The sequence below is a fragment of the Aeromonas sp. 600724 genome (assembly GCF_049175135.1).
Classification (GTDB): domain Bacteria; phylum Pseudomonadota; class Gammaproteobacteria; order Enterobacterales; family Aeromonadaceae; genus Aeromonas; species Aeromonas veronii_A.
This window is the reverse complement of record NZ_JAAKUM010000002.1, coordinates 212,210-230,367: the sequence shown is the minus strand read 5'-3', so window position 1 is coordinate 230,367 and position 18,158 is coordinate 212,210. Positions and strand designations below refer to the sequence as shown.

Sequence of the window (18,158 nt, the reverse complement as noted above, 5' to 3'; positions counted from 1 at the left end):
CCCCGTTGTTATGGGATGAGATGCATGGGATCAGATGCACTTTACCGGCTTGGGCAGGCCGCCAATCTTGGTCGCCTGCTTGGCGGGCCCTTCCGGGAACAGCTTGTAGAGGTAGCGGCTGTTGCCCTTCTCGGGGCCGTACTGCTTCTCCATCGCCTTGACCAGCGCGCGGATGGCGGGGGAGGTGTTGAACTCCAGATAGAAGGCGCGCACAAAGCGCACCACTTCCCAGTGCGGCTCCTCAAGCGTGATCCCCTCCTGCGCAGCCAGTACCAGCGCCAGCTCCTCGCTCCAGTCGTTGCTGTTGAGCAGGTAGCCCTTGGCATCGGTCTCGATGAGTTGGCCGTTGAATTCCAGCTGATGTTTTTCGGACGCAGACATGGGGGCTCCTCGCTAATGGGGCTATCAGGATTGGGCGGGCATGGTAGCGCCTTGATCCCCGGTGAGCAACCGACTCTCGTTGGCCAGATGCAGCAGCTGATCCGCCAGCTCGCTGATCAGGTTGAGCTGCTGGGTCAGCATCAGCTGCTCCTCGCTGCTGTCCGTGCAAAGAATGGGGCACTGACCACCGATGGAACTGGAGGGGTTGCCCGCCAGATGTCCGGCGGCCTGCTCCAAGGTGTGGCAGATGTGGTGGCGCACCTCATCCAGCCCGCTGATGGCCTCCAGCTTGTCGCGATGGGCTCCCAGCGCCGAAATGTAGGAGAGCAGGGCATGGTTGCGCCAGGTGAGGGTAAAGCAGAGATCGAGGAAGCGGCGGCGCTTTTGCGGCTCCACCAGCATGCTCTGCCAGGCGGTGGCCAGCTCGCTGTCTGCCAGATGGGCGCTCTTGCGCGCCACCCGATAGTCGATGGACTCGTCTCGCTGCTGCTTGAGGCTCGCCAGCACCGCCGAGAGGTAGCGGGCGTTGGCCGAGAGCGAATTGGCGATAAGCGTCGGCAGCCGCTTGTACTGCCAGTCCGGCCAGAGCCAGGCCACCAGCCCGTAAGAGATCAGGCAGCCGAGCAGGGTATCGAGCAGCCGTGGCCCGAGAATGGCAAAGCCGATGCCATCAAGCAGATTGAACGCCATCAGCACGTAGAGGGTGATAAAGCAGACCGCGGCGCTGTAGTTGTTGCGCACCTGGGTGAAAAACAGGAAGGCGGCCAGCCCCATCACCACCAGCTGAACGTGCAGCTCGGGGAAGAGCCAGAGCACCGGAATACCCACCAGAATACCTGCGAAGGTGCCGAGCATCCGCTGCACCAGTCGGCGGCGGGTGGCGCTGTAGCTGGGCTGGCAGACAAACAGCACGGTCAGCAAAATCCAGTAGCCCTTATCCATATCAAAGGTTTGCAGTATGCCGTAGCCGATCACCAGTCCGAGCGACAAACGCAGCGCGTGGCGAAACACCATGGAGTGCAAGGTGAGGTGCTGCTTGAGCTGGGCTAGCAGCGGCAGGCGGGGGGGGCGCGCCAGCGCTGGCAGATCCTGCTCCGGCTGCTCGGGGTTTTGCAGCACTTCGGCGCTGCCCAGCAACTGGTTGATGCTGGCCAGATTGCGGCGCAGGAATTTCATCGGCGTCAGCAGGGTTTTCGGGTAGTGCTGCTTGAGATTGGTGAACTCCAGCTGATCGCCTAGGGCCTCCAGCGTCCAGTGGATGCGCTTGTTATGGGCGTAGGGCTTGTGCACCAGAATGGCGTAACCCAGCCGCTGGCATGCCTCGGAGAGTTGCAGGAACACCTCCTGAAATCCTTCCAGTACGATGCCTTGCTTGAGCTCCGCTTCCAACCGGCTGTAGGGATAGTGGCTGGAGGTGGCTCGCTCGTGAATCTCCAGCGCCAGAAGATAGAGGCGCAGCAGGCTGGCCAGCTCGGGGCTCGCCGGATGGCGGCGGCTCAGGCGGGCGTTGAGGGCCGACTTGGTGAGGGTCAGCGCGCTCACCAGATTGATGTTGAGCTGGGCCAGATTGTGGCGAATGGCCTGGGCGCCGTGCTCGTCCGCCGGGAAGAAGCGGGACTTTTCCAGCAGGTAGCGGCCAAGGGCGAAGTAGCTCTGGGCCAGTTGCTCGTGCAGGGTCTTGTAGGGCAGCAGCCAGAGCCAGATAAACGAGACCAGCCCGTACCAGAGGGCGCCGGCGCCGAGTGCCAGCGGCTGGTAGAAGAGATCCGGCGCCTTGGCGGCCCCCAGCATGGTGTAGATGGCGATCAGCAGCGAGCCAAAGCTGATGGTGGCGTAGCGGGCACCGAGGGCCCCCACCATCACAAAGATAAAGGTGGAGCTGGCCAGCCCGATGGCAAACAGCCAGGGGGTGGGGTAGAGATACTGCACACAGAGGGACGCGAACATGAAGCAGATGAGCGTCATGGCGAGGTTTTTAAGGCGTCCCCACAGGCTGTCGTCGGTTTCGGCAATGGCACCCGCCACGACCCCGAGGGAGAGCAGCACGGTGAGCTGGATATTGCCGGTGGCCAGGGTGAAGGCGAGCAGACCGAGAATGGCCAGCAGCACCTTGAGAGCGAAGTAGATGTGACTATCGGTCAGCAGTCGGCGCAGCAGGCCAGAGAGATCCATCGGCATGAGACAGGTGAAACCCTTGATCGAAACGAGAGCGAGATAGTAACCCGCCAAGCGCGAAGTGGCCCTGATCCAAATCAGGGCCACTTCGCTTCATATCCTTGATTTACAACTTATCCTGACAAAAATCGGCGCCAATAAAAACCCCGCCGAAGCGGGGTTTCTGATTAGTTGCGGTTGCCGCCAAGCAGGCTCAGCAGGCTCAGGAAGATGTTGTAGATGGAGACATACAGGGTGACGGTGGCAGAGATGTAGTTGGTCTCGCCACCGCGCACGATCTGCTGGGTAGTCAGCAGGATGGCACCGGAGGAGAAGAGCATGAACATGGCGGACAGAGCCAGGCTCAGGGCGCTCATCTGCAGGAAGATGTTGGCAATCATGGCCACCAGCAGTACCCAGAAACCGACGAACAGCATGCCGCCGATGAAAGAGAGGTCACGCTTGGTGGTCAGGGCATAGGCCGACAGACCGAAGAAGGTGAGCGCGGTGCCGCCAAGGGCGGTCATCACGATCTCGCCACCACCATTGTTCATATACATGTTGATGATGGGGCCCAGGCTATAGCCCAGCAGACCGGTCAGGGCGAAGGTGAAGACCAGCCCCATGCCGTTGTTGCGATTCTTCTCGGTCAGGAACATCAGACCGTATACGCCGATGAGGAAGATGGCCCAGTGCAGCGGCGGCATGTTCATTACGGTCGCGATGCCCGCCACCACGGCAGAGAAGCCCAGAGTGAGGGAGAGCAGCATATAGGTGTTACGCAGCACCTTGTTGGTATCGCGTACGGCACTTTGGGTGCCAGTGTAGATAGAACGGGTATCCATCTTGGGTGTCCTCTTTATGTCCGGGTGAGACGGCGAGCAGCCGCCTCGTGATCGCTGTTTGTTACTGCATGTTTACGCATTGTATGTAGAACAAATAGGGATGACGAGGAACAATTTCAAGCCACCTGCCATTTTGCTCCCGCACACTATCCCACAGGAAATATGTATTGCATATGAACAAGGGCTTAGCGTAGTATGCACGCCGTTCGGAGGGGTGGCAGAGCGGCTGAATGCACCGGTCTTGAAAACCGGCGATGGGCGACCATCCGTGGGTTCAAATCCCACCTCCTCCGCCATATTCAAAGAGAAAGCCCAAGCGATTCAATCGCTTGGGCTTTTTTGTATCTGCGGTTTTTACCGGTCCACCTGATGGCCTGCGGCTATTGCCACTCCCGATAGCTGGCGAGGCGGTAGCCGCGCTCGGCGATAAGGGCGGGCAGGGACGGGTCGGTCAGGATCGCCAGTTCGTTGAGGCGGGGCTGGCAGTAGGAGCTGCCCTGCATTTCAAGATCGACAAAGGAAGGGTGGCACATGATCTCGAGCGAATGGGCCCCCAGTTCACTGGCCTCATCGAGCAGTTGCAGCAGGCTGGCTTGGGTCAGCTGCGCGCCGTAGAAGCGGTCGTCGAACCGATCGCAGCTCTGCGGGTGGGTGACGGTCAGGCCGTGGCGGGCTATTTCGCCCCGGTCGATGCGAAGGGGCAGGCCATGCGCCTTGGCGAAAGCCTCCACCAGCGGGTAGAGTGTCGGCAACATATGAACATGGTGGTGGCTGTCGATATGGGTCGGCTGCTTGCCGAAAATCGCGACAAAGCGCTGATACTGACTCGCCAGCTCACCGGATATCTCGGCCAGATCCAGCTCTCCCGCCTCGCTCTTGTGCCAGATCCCCTTGTTGAGCTCGCCCTGCTCGTTCACCAGCGAGGTGAGCGGCGTGAGCGGCTTCCCCCAGCTGAGCATAAAGTGCAGCCCGACTGGCAATTCGGGGAAGCGTTCGGCCAGCCAGGCGGCGTGTGCGATAGCGGGGGAGGTGACGATGGCGCTGGTGGAGCTGACGACCCCGTGCTCGAACGCCTCTACGATGCCGTAGTTCTGGGCGCGGCAGAGGCCGAAGTCGTCGGCGTTGATGATCAATCTTTTGCTCATGAGGATTCCCTTGCGGTTAAGCACCCCGCCAGTTCGGGCGGGGCGTGTTGGCCTCAGGCGAGGGCGTCGATAGCGGCGGCGAAGTTGGGCAGGTGTTCGCGGTGGGCCAGCAGCAGCTCGCGGGCGACGATGCGGGCATCGTTGTCGGAGTGGATCAGCGGGTTGAGGTTCATCGCCAGCAGCAGGTCATCGAAGTCGCCACTGATGGCAGCCTTGGCGGCGGCTATCTCGAAGCTCTTGATGAGGTGCACCAGCCCGTTCACTTTGTCGTCAAAGCGGGTGAGGCGCGGGTGGGGGATGGCACCGTCACGCCCGATAAGGCAGCTCATCTCCACCGTCCAGTCGGCCGGGATATTGGTGACATGGCCCTGATGGGGCACGATGACGTAGTGCTCGCTCTGCTTGTCGTTGTAGATGGCGCTGATCACTTCGCAGGCTGCATCGGAGTAGTAGGCGCCGCCACGCAGCTCCAGCTCCTTGGGCTTTTCGCACAGATCGGGGTTCTGGTAGAGCTCGAACAGTTTCTTCTCGACCTGCTGCACGACTTGAGCCCGGGCGCCGCCTTTATAGAACTCGCCCATCTCGATCCCCAGCATCTCTTTCTCCTTGAAGTAGTAACGCAGGTAGGAGCAGGGAAGCAGGCGCAAGCCGCGGATAAAACCGGGGTCGAACGGCAGGTCGAAGATGTTCTTGACCGAGCTGGCGCGGGTCAGGCTGCCATCGGCGACCCCTTCCAGCAGCTCGTCAAAGCGGGATTCGCCGTTGACCAGCACATCGCCGATAAAGACCAGATGATTGAGGCCGAACAAATCCATGGAGAGGTGATCCTGCTCGGTCAGTTTGAGGGCATCGCGCACAAACATCTGCATACCGACCGGAATGTTGCACACCCCGATAAAGCGGCGGAAGTTGGTATGACGGCGCACCGCTTCGGTCACCATGCCGGCCGGATTGGTGAAGTTAATCAGCCAGGCATCCGGGCAAAGCGCTTCGACGTCGCGGATGATGTCGAAGATGACCGGTATGGTGCGCAGTCCCTTGAACAGGCCGCCTGCGCCGTTGGTCTCTTGCCCCAGCATGCCGTGGCTCAAGGGGATGCGCTCATCCTTCTCCCGCGCCTGCAACTGGCCGACTCGAAGCTGGGTGGTGACGAAGTGGGCGCCCACAAGTGCCTCGCGGCGATCCAGGGTTTTGTGCAGGGTCATGGGGATGCCTGCCTGGCGGATCATCCGTTGGCACAGGTCGAAGATGATGTTCAGTTTCTCTTCGCCAGCGGGAATATCCACCAGCCACAGCTCGCTGATGGGCAGCTCGGCATAGCGCTTGATGAAACCATCGACCAGCTCGGGGGTGTAGCTGCTGCCGCCGCCAATGGTGACTACCTTGATCTTCTCGCTCATAAATCCCTCTTCATCGATCTTTCTAGGTTTGATGGTGGCCGCTCTGTCTTCATGGTGAGAGGGGCCGCAGCCGCCTGTGGCAGGGGCTGGTCACAATGGATTGGTTCTCTTGAACCGGGTTGTTTAGGTCAGCAAGTCGCTGGTCTCAGGCTGAACTTTCGAATTTCGGATAGAGATATTTGCGGTAACTGCCCGGGGTAAACGAGGTGAGCTTCTTGAAGTTTTTGATAAAGAGGCTGACGTCGTTGTAGCCGGTCTCGAAGGCGATATCGGCCACCGAGTTGTTGGTCACCTCCAACTGCATCTTGGCGTAGTTGATCCGGATCTCATTGATGATCTGCATCGGCGTCTTGTTGTAGTAACGCCGGGTGGCCCTGGTCAGATACTCCTGGCTCTTGCCACAGAGGGAGACCATGTTGGCCAGCGCATCCTCGGCAAAGAGGGGGCGATCGTGCATCCGCTCCACGGTTTCGTGGAGCCAGAGCGGAAGATCATCGCTGGCGGAGGTGTCCTTGTAGTGACGCAGCCGGTTCATCACCGCGTAGGTCACCACTTCGAGAAATTCGGTCAGCGCCTCTTCCCTAAACCCCGGCGAGACCAGCACCGACTCGATGTAGCTGAGGAACTCGCTCTTGAGCGGATAGGCCTGTGAGGCGACGAAGTGTTCCGGCAACAGGTATTTGAAGTGCTCGTCAAAATAGGTACGGGTGATCCCGACGTTAAAGATGCGGGTGGTGCCGAACTCGTAGAAGCTCTGATGGCGGGAGCCGAGCGGGATAAACACCACGTCCCCCCGCTCCAGCAGCACCCGCTTGCCGTTGACCTCCTGATAGTAACGACCGGTCAGTACCAGGGTGAACTCGTAGTAGTCATGCTGGTGCAAACCGGTTCCGCTCACCTGTTTGTTGTAGATGAACATGTGGAACGGTTTGTTGTTAAACAGTTCGGTTTCCCGGATTGTTTTAACGCTCATGAGTCGCTTCCTGATCTGCGGGCCGATGACGGGGCCTCTCGCCCCGTCCGGAGGTTATTGGTTATGCAGCTTTTCGTGCAGCTCGATCAGCTCGCTGATCAGCTCACGGGCCAGCATGGAGGTCATCAGGTGATCCTGGGCATGGACCAGCACCAGGGTGACCGGGATCTTGCCTTCCCCCTGATCGTCCTCGATCAGCTGGGTCTGCACCAGATGGGCGGCATTGAGCGCCTCGCGGGATTGGGCCATCAGCTGGTGAGCGGCGGCCAGGTCCCCCTCCTTGGCCTTTTTCAGCGCGGTGTAGGCGAGACTGCGGGCCTGCCCGGAGTTGATGATAAGCCCCATTACCACCTCTTCCAGATCGTTGCTGGTGGTGGCCTCTTCAGTGATGTTGTCCAGATCGAACATGTGTCGTTCCTTACGTAAATGCGTTAATTGAAACCGTTAATTAAAACCATGGTTGCGCGCTACCTCGGCAAACCAGTAGCCGCTTTTCTTGATGGTGCGCTGCTGGCTCTTGAGATCGAGGCGGACGAAGCCGTAACGGTTCTTGTAGGCGTTGAGCCACGACCAGTTGTCGATAAAGGTCCACAGGTGATAGCCGCGACAGGCGCTGCCCTCTTCCAGTGCGCGATGCAGCCACTGGAGGTGCTCGCGAATGAACTGGATGCGGTAGTCATCCTCCACCCGTCCCTCGGGACCGATAAAGCGCTCTTCCCCTTCGACCCCCATGCCGTTTTCCGAGATGTAGCAGGGCAGGTTGCCGTAGTTGACTCGCAGGTCAGTGAGGATGTCGTAGATCCCTTTTTCGTAAATCTCCCAGCCGCGGTGGGGGTTCATCTTGCGGCCCGGCATCTCGTAGTAGTCGAACAGATCTTCCGGCGTACGCGGTACACCCGGCAAAGCCACCTCTTTGGCCTTGACCCGGCGCGGCTGGTAGTAGTTGATGCCGAGGATATCCACCTTGCCGGCGGCGAGCAGCGCCTTGTCACCCTCTTCGATCTGCGGCAGCAAGTCGTACTGCTCTAGCAGCGCGATCAGCTCGGGGTCGTAGCTCCCCTTCAGGGCAGGATCGAGGAAGCTTTTGTTGAGCAGCAGATCCGCGATGCGGGAGGCGGCGAGATCTGCCGGATCCTGCGAGCGGGGATAGGTTGGGCTCAGGTTGAGGATGATGCCGATCTCGCCATCATGCTGGCAGGCGCGATAGGCCTGCACGGCACCGGCATGGGCCAGCGCGGTGTGGTAGGCGACGGTGGCCGCCCGACCAAAATCGACCACGCAGGGGTAGTGGTAGTGGCCAAGGTAGCCGCACTCGACCGGCACAATCGGCTCGTTGAAGGTGAACCAGTGCTTGATGCGACCGCCAAACAGGTCGAAGCAGCGGGTGGCGTAGCGCACATAGGCGGCCACCACTTCCCGGCTCTCCCAGCCGCCACGCTCCTGCATGCACATCGGCATGTCGAAGTGGTAGAGGTTGATAAGCGGGGTGATCCCCTCGGCCAGCAGCCGGTCAAAGACGGCGTTGTAGAAGCTGACCGCCTCCTGGTTGATTTCGCCCACCCCGTCCGGGATCAGCCGTGACCAGGAGATGGAGGTGCGAAAACTGTTGTGCCCCAGCTGCTTGAGCAGCTTGATGTCGCTCTCGAAGTTGTCATAGAAGGTGGAAGTGTCGGTCGGGCCGACCCCGTTGTGGAAACGCTGCGGTTCGATGGAGAACCAGTAGTCAAAGATATTGGTGGATTTGCCGCCGCGGTTGGCGGCGCCTTCCATCTGCGGGGCCGAGCTGGCGCTGCCCCACCAGAAGTTATCCGGAAAACGATACTGCATGGGTTACTTCTCCAGGCTGTTAGGGGAGGAGTTTTGCTCCTCCCTTGCTGTCATTGGAATGGCTGTTATCAGAACTTCAGAGCCAGAGCGATATCCTCTTCGCTCTCCTCTTCTTCATCGATGACGTTCTGCGCTTTGTTGGCAATCAGCACGAAGGGGATATACATCATGGTCGCGACACCCAGGTTGAATATCGCCAGACAGAAGGCGGCCACGCTGCCGTTGGTGTTGAAGAAGGCACCCAGGCCGGTCGGCATGGTCCATGGCGCTATGTTGGTGATGGGCGGGATGAGCCCGGCGTAGTAGGCCGCCATGGTGATCCCCATCAGTACCGGGTGCACCAGGATGAAGGGCACCAGCAGGATGGGGTTCATGATGACCGGCAAGCCGAACAGGATGGGTTCGTTGATCTGGAACAGACCGGAGGGCAGACCCAACTTGGCCACCTGACGGTAGTCATCGCGGCGGGAGACCATAAAGATGGCCAGGATGAGGCCCAGTGTGGCACCGGTACCGCCGAGGAAGACGAAGGAGTCGGTGATCGGCTTGGCCCAGAAGTGGAACTGTTTGCCTGCCGCGATGGCCGCTTCAACCGAGCCGTACTGGTTGTAGAGGGCGACGTTTTCCAGGGCGAAGGGGAACAGAATGCCGGATTCCAGCGCGGTGAGCGCCAGCATGCCGTGTACCCCGAAGAACCAGAGGAAGGAGGAGAACACCACATAGACCCAGCCGACCAGACCGCTCATATTGGACAGCGGCTTGGCGATGCTGTCCATGATCAGCTGGTGGAAGTTGGTGCCCGCATCGCTCAGCAGATAGGAGATGACCCCCATGATGGAGAGGATGATAAAGCCCGGAATGAGCGCGGAGAACGAGCGGGAGACCGAGGCCGGCACGCTGTCAGGCAGGGTGATCACCCAGTTGCGACGGACGATAAAGGCGAACATCTCGGCCACGACGATACCGATCAGCATGCCGGAGATGATGTTGGCTCCGCCCAGCCAGTTGGCGCCCACCGCATAGGCGTCGCCCACGCTGAACGGCGTGACGGTCATAAAGGCCGCTACCGAGAGCAGGCCCGATGCCAGGGGATCGCTCTTGCGCTCTTCGGCCAGCGCCAGACCGATAAAGAAGGGGGCCATCAGGGACATGATCCCCAGAGTGCCGTTATAGACGTTGCCACCGATGCTTTTGAGGCCGTCTAGGGTGGCGATGGTGGCAGGATCGAGCCGCACACCGATGGAGTAGAAGAAGGAGCCTTCGCCAAAGCTCAGGAACACGTTGTTGATCAGTACGAACATGGCCCCGACCAGTGTCAGGGGCATCAGCTTGATAAAGCCGTTCTTGATGGCGTTGACATGAGGCTGTTTGCCCAGCTTGACGGCAATGGGCAGTATGACCTTCTCCAACGATGCGATGATGTTGCTCACAGGGATCTCCTTACCTATGCGAGGCTCTTCTTGATGGAGGCTACTGCCGCCTTCAGTACGCCGAGGCCATCGACCTTGCCGTAGAGCAGGGTGTCGATCACCTCGACCGGCTTGCCCGGCAGTTGCTGCTGGATCTCCGGCAGCATGTAGGCGATTTGCGGGCCCAGCAGCACCAGATCGGCATCCTGTCCCTTCTCGCCAGCCAGGGTCTCCGGATAGGCATCGATCAGCACCGGCACATCATATTTTTCCGCCTGCGCCTTCATCTTTGAAACCAGCAGTGAAGTGGACATCCCGGCAGAGCAAAACAGGTAAATACGCTTCTTTTCCATAACCTTTCCCTCAACGCTTGAAAACCAGATGAACAGATCGGTCGAGATGCGTGTCTGTCGTGCTAGCAAGACAAATCAATCATCTCCTATTGACATGATTGTAATGAATTACTGGATTTACCTGGTATTTCAATACTTATATCAATAGTGTCTAATTGACATTTGGTGTTGCCACTGTTCACACTTTTGATGGCGGATATCAGAATAAGAACACGTAAAACAGTCGGTGCAGGGGATGTGATAGATTTATAAATTGTTTTATTTCAATTAATTATAATTTCTTGTGAGGTGTGTGAGCCTCTTTTTTTTAAAAAAAGAAATAATTGGTGAAATGTCACAATTTTTAAGTAATGCAACGTGGTTGATGTTTCTGTTTTTTGGGTCAGGAGGTTGGCCTTGCTATTGAAGTGTGTGCAAATTGACTAATCTGTTTGGCTTCGCTTTTGTGCCTAACAGAGATTGGCGACCTCGTTGTGATGTATCGACGGCGCAAGATGGTTGACAATGAGAAGAGGGAGGTATCACACCTCCCTCTTTTAGCTTTATGCCTGACAATAGCAATGCCTTAGCAGACCATGGCTGTTGACTGATCACAGTTTGTTGTCACTGGGGGTAAACGACGATGAATCGCAATCATCTCCTGGGTCAGATCCATCAGCAGGACTGCGTTCATCACATGGTCCTGGGCATGAACCATCACGATCTGGACGGGCAGTTTTCCCTCCCCAGCATCGGCTTCAATCAGCTTCGTTTGCACTGCATGAGCGGCGTGGAGCGCCCCCCGCGCCTGCTCGACCAACTGCTCTGCTTGTTCAAATTCCCCGTTACGTGAATGCCTCATGGCCTCCATCAACATGCTGCGGCAGCTACCTGCACTCACAATCAGGGTCATGACCTGTTCTTCGAGCTCCATGATCGCTCCTTAGATCAGCGTCAGAGCATGGTCGAGGATCTTTTCCCCATCCAGCATACCGTAGTGCATCATATTGATAGATTCGACTTTTTTGCCATATTGATCGGCTTGTTCCTTGCAGGCTGCCAACTTGTAGCTGATTTGCGGGCCCAGCAGTGCACAGTCAAACGACTGTATGGCCTCTTTGAACTCCTGCATGCCTTTGGCCTGAATGTCGACCTCAAGTTGACGGCGGGCCGCCACATCCTGCATTTTTTTCACTACCAGACTGGTAGACATGCCCATATCACATACCAATAGGATCTTTTTCATTTTTAACTCCTTCTGCTCACCCATTCAGGGCGGGCGCGATTTGCTGGATTAGAAATTCCGTCAACAAAGGGATAGGGCGGCCACTGGCCTGGGTATAGTCACCACGGCGCAAGGCGGTACCACTCACATCCAGATGAGCCCATGGACGGTTGCCACAGAATTTACTCAGAAAATAGCCTGCAGAGACAGCAATAGCTGCGTTATTCGGGGGAGTATTGGTGAAATCTGCTATATAGCTCTTGATTTGCGGTTCAAAACTGTCGTCAAACGGCAATGCCCATAGGCGATCCCGACTCGACTCAGCCGCCCGGGTCAGGGCTGAGCCCAACGCAGGGTCATTACTCATCAAGCCGCTGATGTCATAACCCAGCGCCTTGACGACGGCGCCTGTCAGCGTGGCCACATCGATAATGCAGCGAGGAGAGAGCTGACGATCCGCAAATGCAATCCCGTCCGCCAATACCAGCCGCCCCTCGGCATCGGTGTTGATGATCTCGACGGTGTGACCAGCATAGGTCGTGACGACATCGCCAGGCCGCATGGCGCGATCCGTCGGCATATTTTCAGCCAATACCAGCACGGCATCCAGATTGAGAGGCAGCGTCAGACGTCGCACGGTATCAATCAGTCCGAACACCACGGCAGCACCGCACATATCGTACTTCATGGTGCGCATGCCCTCGCCCTGTTTGAGCCAGAGGCCGCCGCTGTCAAAGGTGACCCCCTTGCCCACTATCGCGTAAGGCTGGGCATCACCGCCCCCCCGATAACGGAGCAAGACCAGGCGGGGAGGGTTCAAGCTCCCCTTGCCAACCGCATGCAATGCCCCCAATCCCAAGGTACGGATCGCCTCCTCATCGAGAATTTCACAGCTGACCTCGTCATGCTGCGCGGCATAGCTCGCCAACTCATCGGCCACACTCACAGGCGTACAATCCTGGCTTGGTCGATCAGCCATGCGCCGGGCAAGTCGCATACCGTAGCTGATGGCACAACACTCCTTCAGCAGCGCCTCGGCCAATGGATGCTGCTCTGGCGCTGCCAGCAGCCGCAGTGCCGGCTCTGCATGGCTGGGGGCGGAGCGATAACCGAGCAGAGGCAGTTGGTAGAACTGGTTTTGCAGCGTGACGATGCAGTGGCGCAACGCAGTCCGTTGCGCCGGTTTTTCCAGCGAAAAGGGGGTGATGTCGAGGGCAACACACCCGGTTCCGTCACCGGGTACTACACGGATCAATGCATCGGTCATCTCGCGCAATCCCGCCGGCTCCAGCAGCGTCTGATGGTCGGCCGCCAGCCAGGTCAGACGCTGGCACAGCCCCGCCAACCCGACATCGAGCGTGGTGCTCTGACGACCGTTCAACTCAACCAATAGTGCCGCGATGGGCTGCAAGACAGATTGCTCCCGATAGCCATGGGCCCCACCCTGCCACAGCAGCAAATGCGTCGTCGCCGGCAAGGGGGTAGACCAGAGCGTTACTGACGCATCAAGCATGATGGGATTCCTCCACGGGGGCACTGATACGGGCGAGATAGGCATTCAACCAAGTCTCATCAGCCTCGTTGTAGAGGGTATGATCGCCTTCACGCCGAGCCAGAAAAACCGTCGGTGCAAGGGCATGGTTGGCCACGACAAAAGAGAAGTTGTCGATATTGGTTGCCGCACCAAACTCGCCTTCGCGATTCATGCAGACGACCGACAGATCCCCGGCACGCCCATAGCGGGCCAGCAGACGGGCTTCCAGCTCATAGACGGCAGACTCGGCTGCCATCTGCGGCGTCATCCCCCGCCCCATACGTTGAACAATCTCGTAACTGATGCACCCCTTCATCAAGTCTTCACCCAGGCCAGTGGCCGTCGCGGCCCCCATGGTGCTGTCGGCATAAAAACCACTACCAGAGACCGGGGAGTCTCCCACCCGTCCTGGCCGCTTCATAAAGAGGCCGCTGGTTGAGGTTGCGACACAGATTTTGCGGCTATGATCCAGGGTGATAACGCCTACTGTGTCGTGGCCGGTATAAGGATTGAGGCCACGGGCCAGGGTTTCGCGGCAGCGCTTGCGATAGTGCTGCAAGGCCCGCTCGGTCAACATTTTCTTTTGCTCGAATCCCTTGTTGATAGCCCACTGTTCAGCGCCGCCCCCCACCATGAAACTGTTGAATCGCTCTTCGCTCAACGCCGCCGCGATCATGACCGGGTTGGCCAGATTACGCACGCCAGCCACGGCCCCCATGGCCAATGAGTCGCCATCCATAAAGGCAGCATCCAGTTCCACTTCGCCATCCTGATTTGGCAGGCCACCGTATCCAACTGACTTGTAGAGGGGATAATCCTCTACCTGTTTGACTGCTTGCAACACAGCAGAGCGAGCATCCCCTTTGTCAGCCAGCTGCCTGGCACTGGCACTCAGACCTTCGTAAGCCATCCGCCAGGTGGCGATAATGCCCCATTGATGATTAACCATTGCTTACCTTCTTGTTTGATTGCGGTGAATGTGACGACTCCCCATGACTTTCGGCCGGGCTCTCTGTCCCCTGATACTGGCGATCCAGAACCTTGAGGAAGGGCAGATAAATCATGGCGCCAATCACCAGATTGAATAACTGGATGAGGGCACCGCTAAGATGGCCTGTAACGATAAAACCACTGATGACAGGGGGCAGCGTCCAGGGGATATAGACCCCGGTTGTCGTAGAGACCAGACCCGATGCCATCGCGATGTACTGGATGGTCACCAGCACCACAGGAACCAGATTGAACGGGATCAGCATGATGGGGTTCATGATGACCGGAAGGCCAAACAGTATGGGTTCGTTGATATTGAAAATGGAGGAGCCAGCGGCCAATCGGGTCATTTTCTTGATGTGCTGGCTACGGGCAAAAATCAGCATCGCCAAGACCAGCGACAAGGTCGCGCCGGAACCCCCCATCCAGATCATGTCGTAAAACTGCTCTGTGACAACGTGCGGGGGCAGCAAGCCGGCATGAGTAGCAGCCAGGTTTTCGGCCTGATTGTCCATCCAGAATGGACGCAGGATCCCGTTAATCATGGAACCGGAGTTAATCCCGACCGACCAGAGTGAGCTGATGCTGAGCACCGTCAAAATGGCGCCAAAATAGGAGGTGCCAAAATGGCGTACCGGCATGGCAATCACTGTGTAGATAAATTCATGAATGGTGTGATAAGCGGTGGATGCAAAGAAGACCCGGATAGCCAGCGCCATGGAGAGAATACATAGGGCCGGGATAAGTGCAGCAAATGATTTTTGTACTGCTGGCGGTACCCCCTCCGGCATTTTTATCACGATATTGCGACGCAGGAAGAGGGTGAATATCTCGGTCCAGACAATCGCGCCCAGCATGGCCACAAACAAACCCTTGGAACCGATCCACTCCATGGGGATCACCGCAGCACCCTGCGCATCCACGCTAAATGGCGTCAGGATCAGGAAACAGGAGAGCGACAAGATACCGGCTGAGCTTTTATCGATATCATTGCGTTCCGCCAGACGATAGGCCACCAGATAAGAGACAAACAGCGCCATGGTTGAGAAGATCGCATTAAAGGGCACTTCAATCGTCGCCCCCCACTGCTCACCAAAGATGGATGCCATAAAAGCTTTGTAACTGTCGCTGGGAAACGATGAGATGACCAGCAGGATCGAACCCACGATGATGAACGGCATAAACGAGATATAACCATCCCGAATTGCCCCCAGATGACGCTGTTGAGCGAGGCGCCCTGCCAGCGGCATCAATTTGCTTTCTATCAATCCGACCACGCTCTTCATTTGCGTTCCCCAAGCCACTAAAGAAATGATGCAATCAGTCGATACAAGACGTCATGTTTGACTATGCTATTCCATTTAATTGCATTTTTTAGTGACAGGTATCACGCACCCAACAACCAAGTATCACTTGATTGCGTATTTTTTTGTGCCGTACCCTCACTCTTCCGGGTTCTCTCCAGCTCCTGTTTTTACCTCTATCTGGCTTGCAGCGGACAATTAACCGCAAGCCCATGCAGCAACGCCACGACGCAACAAGCTTCACCGAGAGTCGGGTTTCGGCAGGCAGCTGAGCCTTTGAGATCGATGATGCGTGAGGTGGGGGTAATTTACTCTTTTCAGAATTCGTCAGCGGATAAAGGACGCAAGGCTGGTCTCTAGGTACTCTTTAGCTCATTGCTATCAGATAGCCCGGTCTGAACGGCCGGATAGTCAAAATCTGCTGGTTGGTGAGTTTGATGTCCCTGTAGTGGTCTAATCATCCCGGACACCATTTTAGGTGGTACAGTCGCCACCATGACCTGAGGTGTTCAATGACAAGATTACGTCGCTCATTTACTGCCGCATTCAAACTCGAAGCCGCATCCCTGGTGCTCGACCAGGGATATTCTGTCCCTGAAGCCAGCCGTTCACTGGATGTCGGTGAAACCGTGCTCCGTCGCAGGGTTCAGCAGCTTCAATCCGAACGAACTGGCACAACCCCAATCGGCAAAGCACTGACTCCGGAGCAGCAGAAAATCCAGGAGCTGGAAGCCCGCATCAACCGGCTCGAACGTGAAAAGGACATTCTAAAAAAGGCTACGGCTCTCTTGATGACGGACGAGTTCACACGTACGCGCTGATAGACCGATTAAGAGAGCAAGCCCCCATCACCCTGGTCTGCTGCGCTTTCGATGTTCCAACATCCTGTTTTTACGACTATCTGGCTCGCAAGCAGACGATTAACCGTGAGCGTATGCAGCAGCGCTCTGAGTTGCGCCGTTTGTTCAAAGCGAGCCGAAACTCAGCGGGCAGCCGTGCCTTGATGTCGATGATGCGGGAGTTGGGGTATCAGATTGGTCGATTCAAAGTACGTAACCTGATGAAGGAAGCCGGTCTGGTATCCAAGCAACCGGGCACTCATCGCTATCAGGTCGCTCGGTCTGAACGACCGGACATTCCCAATCTGCTGGCCCGCGAATTTGATGTCCAGCAACCCAATCAGGTGTGGGGTGGCGATATCACCTACGTCTGGGCAGGTGGTCGTTGGCATTACCTGGCAGCGGTGCTTGACCTGCATACCCGGCGGGTTGTGGGGTGGGCGATATCTGAGAAGCCTGATGCAGAATTGGCAATCAAAGCACTGGAGATGGCCTATCAGCAGCGGGGTTGCCCATCCGGTGTGCTATTTCACTCCGACCAGGGCAGCCAATATGGCAGCCGGGCATTTCGGCAACGACTGTGGCGCTATCGCATGACCCAAAGCATGAGTCGTCGTGGTAACTGCTGGGATAACGCCCCGATGGAGCGATTGTTCAGAAGCCTGAAGTCAGAGTGGCTCCCGGCTATGGGATACATGAGCGTGCGGGAGGCAAAGCGGGATATCAGTTATTACCTGATGGATTACTACAACTGGCGGCGTCCACATCACCACAATAATGGGATACCGCCAGCAAAAGCCGAAGAACGGCCTAACCAAGTGTCCGGATTTAGTTGACCACTACAGTAACACTACAGAGATCTGTCAGGAGGTATTACACTGAGCGGCCACTTTTACTCTTTTTGCTGTAGTTGACGGATGTAGGTGCCAGGTGTCAGGCTTTTCAAGCGATTGCGCAATATCCTGTGGTTAAGCAGATCTTCAAACTCAAGTAATACGGCTCCCAGACTGAGACGTTTGTCAAAACGCTCACCAGCCAGAATGGCAGTCAGTGGTTGAGAGAATGCGGTTGAGTCGAGCAACCCACTGGATATCGGTAAAGAGGCAGAGGTCACCGACGTGCATAGCCTGTTGGCCAACGCCTCTACTTCGGGGAGTGGACTGGTGACCTCAATGCTCTCGATCGGGTAGGGCAACTCATTTTGCAAATAGTTGGTGAAGCCATTAAGGATCTGCTCTTTCTCTTCCGGGGCACAGAGGGCAAATGAGATATGGCCGGTCAATTGCTCCGTGAGCACCAGCAGCAAAGGCTGACTGGCTGCGATGACAGTTGGGAGATATAGCGCATCCAGCCACACGTGACCCAATCCAGATGCAGGGTCAGGCTTTTTCAACCGATCTTGTTGGTATTTTTGCAGACAGCGGCTCAAACCTGCCCGCGAGACATCGGCACGGATCAGTAAACGGGTGACCTCCAGCAGTTCATCAAGAGAGAGATGCAGCCGATGGCGAAGAAACAATACCAACCACTCCTGCTCAGGCTGCAGTTTGCGATGGATTGTGCGGGGTCTGTGGGATTTGTCATAGCAATCATCACGATTGCGCCAGCGTCTCACCGTATCTATCGAGATGTTCAGCTCCTCGGCAAGAGCTGCATCTGATTTGCTGGAGGTCTGGATATATTTGCGAGTCCGGGGCGTTGTGGTTGCGTTCTGGTGCAGCTTTATTTCCATCTTGCGTACTCTTGGACTAACCGTGCTGGCCGGGCGAAAAGAGCGATGATTATATCGTAATAAAGCGA

General features: G+C 57.2%; 17 protein-coding genes and 1 tRNA gene. 2 read left to right on the top strand and 16 right to left on the bottom strand.

Annotation, left to right across the window (positions count from 1 at the left end):
- Positions 1-30: 30 nt before the first annotated feature.
- From G5168_RS03240 to G5168_RS03230, 3 genes are all read right to left on the bottom strand, one after another.
- Entirely contained in the window at positions 31-381 is a 351-nt protein-coding gene (locus tag G5168_RS03240) for a TusE/DsrC/DsvC family sulfur relay protein (protein ID WP_019446869.1), read from the bottom strand.
- A gap of 24 nt (positions 382-405) precedes the next feature.
- Positions 406-2,559, bottom strand: a complete 2,154-nt coding sequence (gene yccS, locus G5168_RS03235; RefSeq protein ID WP_421205452.1) for a YccS family putative transporter — start codon at positions 2,557-2,559, stop codon at positions 406-408.
- A gap of 164 nt (positions 2,560-2,723) precedes the next feature.
- A complete protein-coding gene (locus tag G5168_RS03230) occupies positions 2,724-3,380 on the bottom strand; it encodes a Bax inhibitor-1/YccA family protein (protein ID WP_227342215.1) in 657 nt (218 codons plus the stop codon).
- A 208-nt stretch (positions 3,381-3,588) separates the two neighbouring features.
- Here G5168_RS03230 and G5168_RS03225 point away from each other — a divergent pair.
- Positions 3,589-3,676 (top strand) — tRNA-Ser (locus G5168_RS03225).
- 84 nt (positions 3,677-3,760) lie between these two features.
- Here G5168_RS03225 and chbG read toward each other — a convergent pair.
- The 12 genes from chbG to G5168_RS03165 form a co-directional block, all read right to left on the bottom strand.
- Complete coding sequence (chbG, locus tag G5168_RS03220; protein ID WP_227342216.1) at positions 3,761-4,525, bottom strand: chitin disaccharide deacetylase; 765 nt, start codon at positions 4,523-4,525, stop codon at positions 3,761-3,763.
- Positions 4,526-4,578: 53 nt separating this feature from the next.
- The gene (locus G5168_RS03215; protein ID WP_421205448.1) at positions 4,579-5,925 is read right to left on the bottom strand and encodes a 6-phospho-beta-glucosidase; all 1,347 of its coding nucleotides are present in this window, start codon (positions 5,923-5,925) and stop codon (positions 4,579-4,581) included.
- 145 nt (positions 5,926-6,070) lie between these two features.
- Positions 6,071-6,898 (bottom strand): transcriptional regulator ChbR, encoded by an 828-nt coding sequence (chbR, locus tag G5168_RS03210; RefSeq protein WP_069554568.1) that lies wholly within the window; start codon positions 6,896-6,898, stop codon positions 6,071-6,073.
- Between the two features lie 54 nt (positions 6,899-6,952).
- Positions 6,953-7,306, bottom strand: coding sequence for a PTS N,N'-diacetylchitobiose transporter subunit IIA (chbA, locus tag G5168_RS03205; protein WP_421171701.1), 354 nt, complete (start codon positions 7,304-7,306; stop codon positions 6,953-6,955).
- A gap of 36 nt (positions 7,307-7,342) precedes the next feature.
- Entirely contained in the window at positions 7,343-8,725 is a 1,383-nt protein-coding gene (locus tag G5168_RS03200) for a glycoside hydrolase family 1 protein (RefSeq protein WP_421171703.1), read from the bottom strand.
- Between the two features lie 68 nt (positions 8,726-8,793).
- A complete protein-coding gene (chbC, locus tag G5168_RS03195) occupies positions 8,794-10,155 on the bottom strand; it encodes a PTS N,N'-diacetylchitobiose transporter subunit IIC (RefSeq protein WP_421171705.1) in 1,362 nt (453 codons plus the stop codon).
- A 14-nt stretch (positions 10,156-10,169) separates the two neighbouring features.
- A complete protein-coding gene (locus G5168_RS03190) occupies positions 10,170-10,487 on the bottom strand; it encodes a PTS sugar transporter subunit IIB (protein ID WP_033135185.1) in 318 nt (105 codons plus the stop codon).
- A gap of 565 nt (positions 10,488-11,052) precedes the next feature.
- On the bottom strand, positions 11,053-11,400 hold the full coding sequence (locus G5168_RS03185) for a PTS lactose/cellobiose transporter subunit IIA (RefSeq protein ID WP_227342223.1): 348 nt from the start codon (positions 11,398-11,400) through the stop codon (positions 11,053-11,055).
- 9 nt (positions 11,401-11,409) lie between these two features.
- Positions 11,410-11,712, bottom strand: a complete 303-nt coding sequence (locus G5168_RS03180) for a PTS sugar transporter subunit IIB (RefSeq protein WP_421171707.1) — start codon at positions 11,710-11,712, stop codon at positions 11,410-11,412.
- 16 nt (positions 11,713-11,728) lie between these two features.
- Positions 11,729-13,204, bottom strand: a complete 1,476-nt coding sequence (locus G5168_RS03175) for a leucyl aminopeptidase family protein (RefSeq protein ID WP_421251831.1) — start codon at positions 13,202-13,204, stop codon at positions 11,729-11,731.
- Positions 13,197-14,174 carry a N(4)-(beta-N-acetylglucosaminyl)-L-asparaginase gene (locus tag G5168_RS03170; RefSeq protein WP_421251830.1) on the bottom strand — a complete coding sequence of 326 codons (978 nt, stop codon included), beginning with the start codon at positions 14,172-14,174 and terminating at the stop codon, positions 13,197-13,199. The genes G5168_RS03175 and G5168_RS03170 overlap by 8 nt, the downstream gene beginning before the upstream one ends.
- The gene (locus G5168_RS03165) at positions 14,167-15,501 is read right to left on the bottom strand and encodes a PTS sugar transporter subunit IIC (protein WP_421171712.1); all 1,335 of its coding nucleotides are present in this window, start codon (positions 15,499-15,501) and stop codon (positions 14,167-14,169) included. The genes G5168_RS03170 and G5168_RS03165 overlap by 8 nt, the downstream gene beginning before the upstream one ends.
- 530 nt (positions 15,502-16,031) lie before the next feature.
- Between G5168_RS03165 and G5168_RS03160 the strand changes: the two genes are divergently transcribed.
- Positions 16,032-17,194 (top strand): IS3 family transposase gene (locus tag G5168_RS03160; protein WP_421171714.1). Its coding sequence is split into 2 segments (ribosomal slippage): positions 16,032-16,287 and positions 16,287-17,194, totalling 1,164 coding nucleotides; the frame shifts between segments, so codons are not numbered across the junction.
- A gap of 56 nt (positions 17,195-17,250) precedes the next feature.
- Here the strand turns inward: G5168_RS03160 and G5168_RS03155 are convergent.
- A complete protein-coding gene (locus tag G5168_RS03155; protein WP_227342231.1) occupies positions 17,251-18,090 on the bottom strand; it encodes a hypothetical protein in 840 nt (279 codons plus the stop codon).
- Positions 18,091-18,158 lie beyond the last annotated feature (68 nt).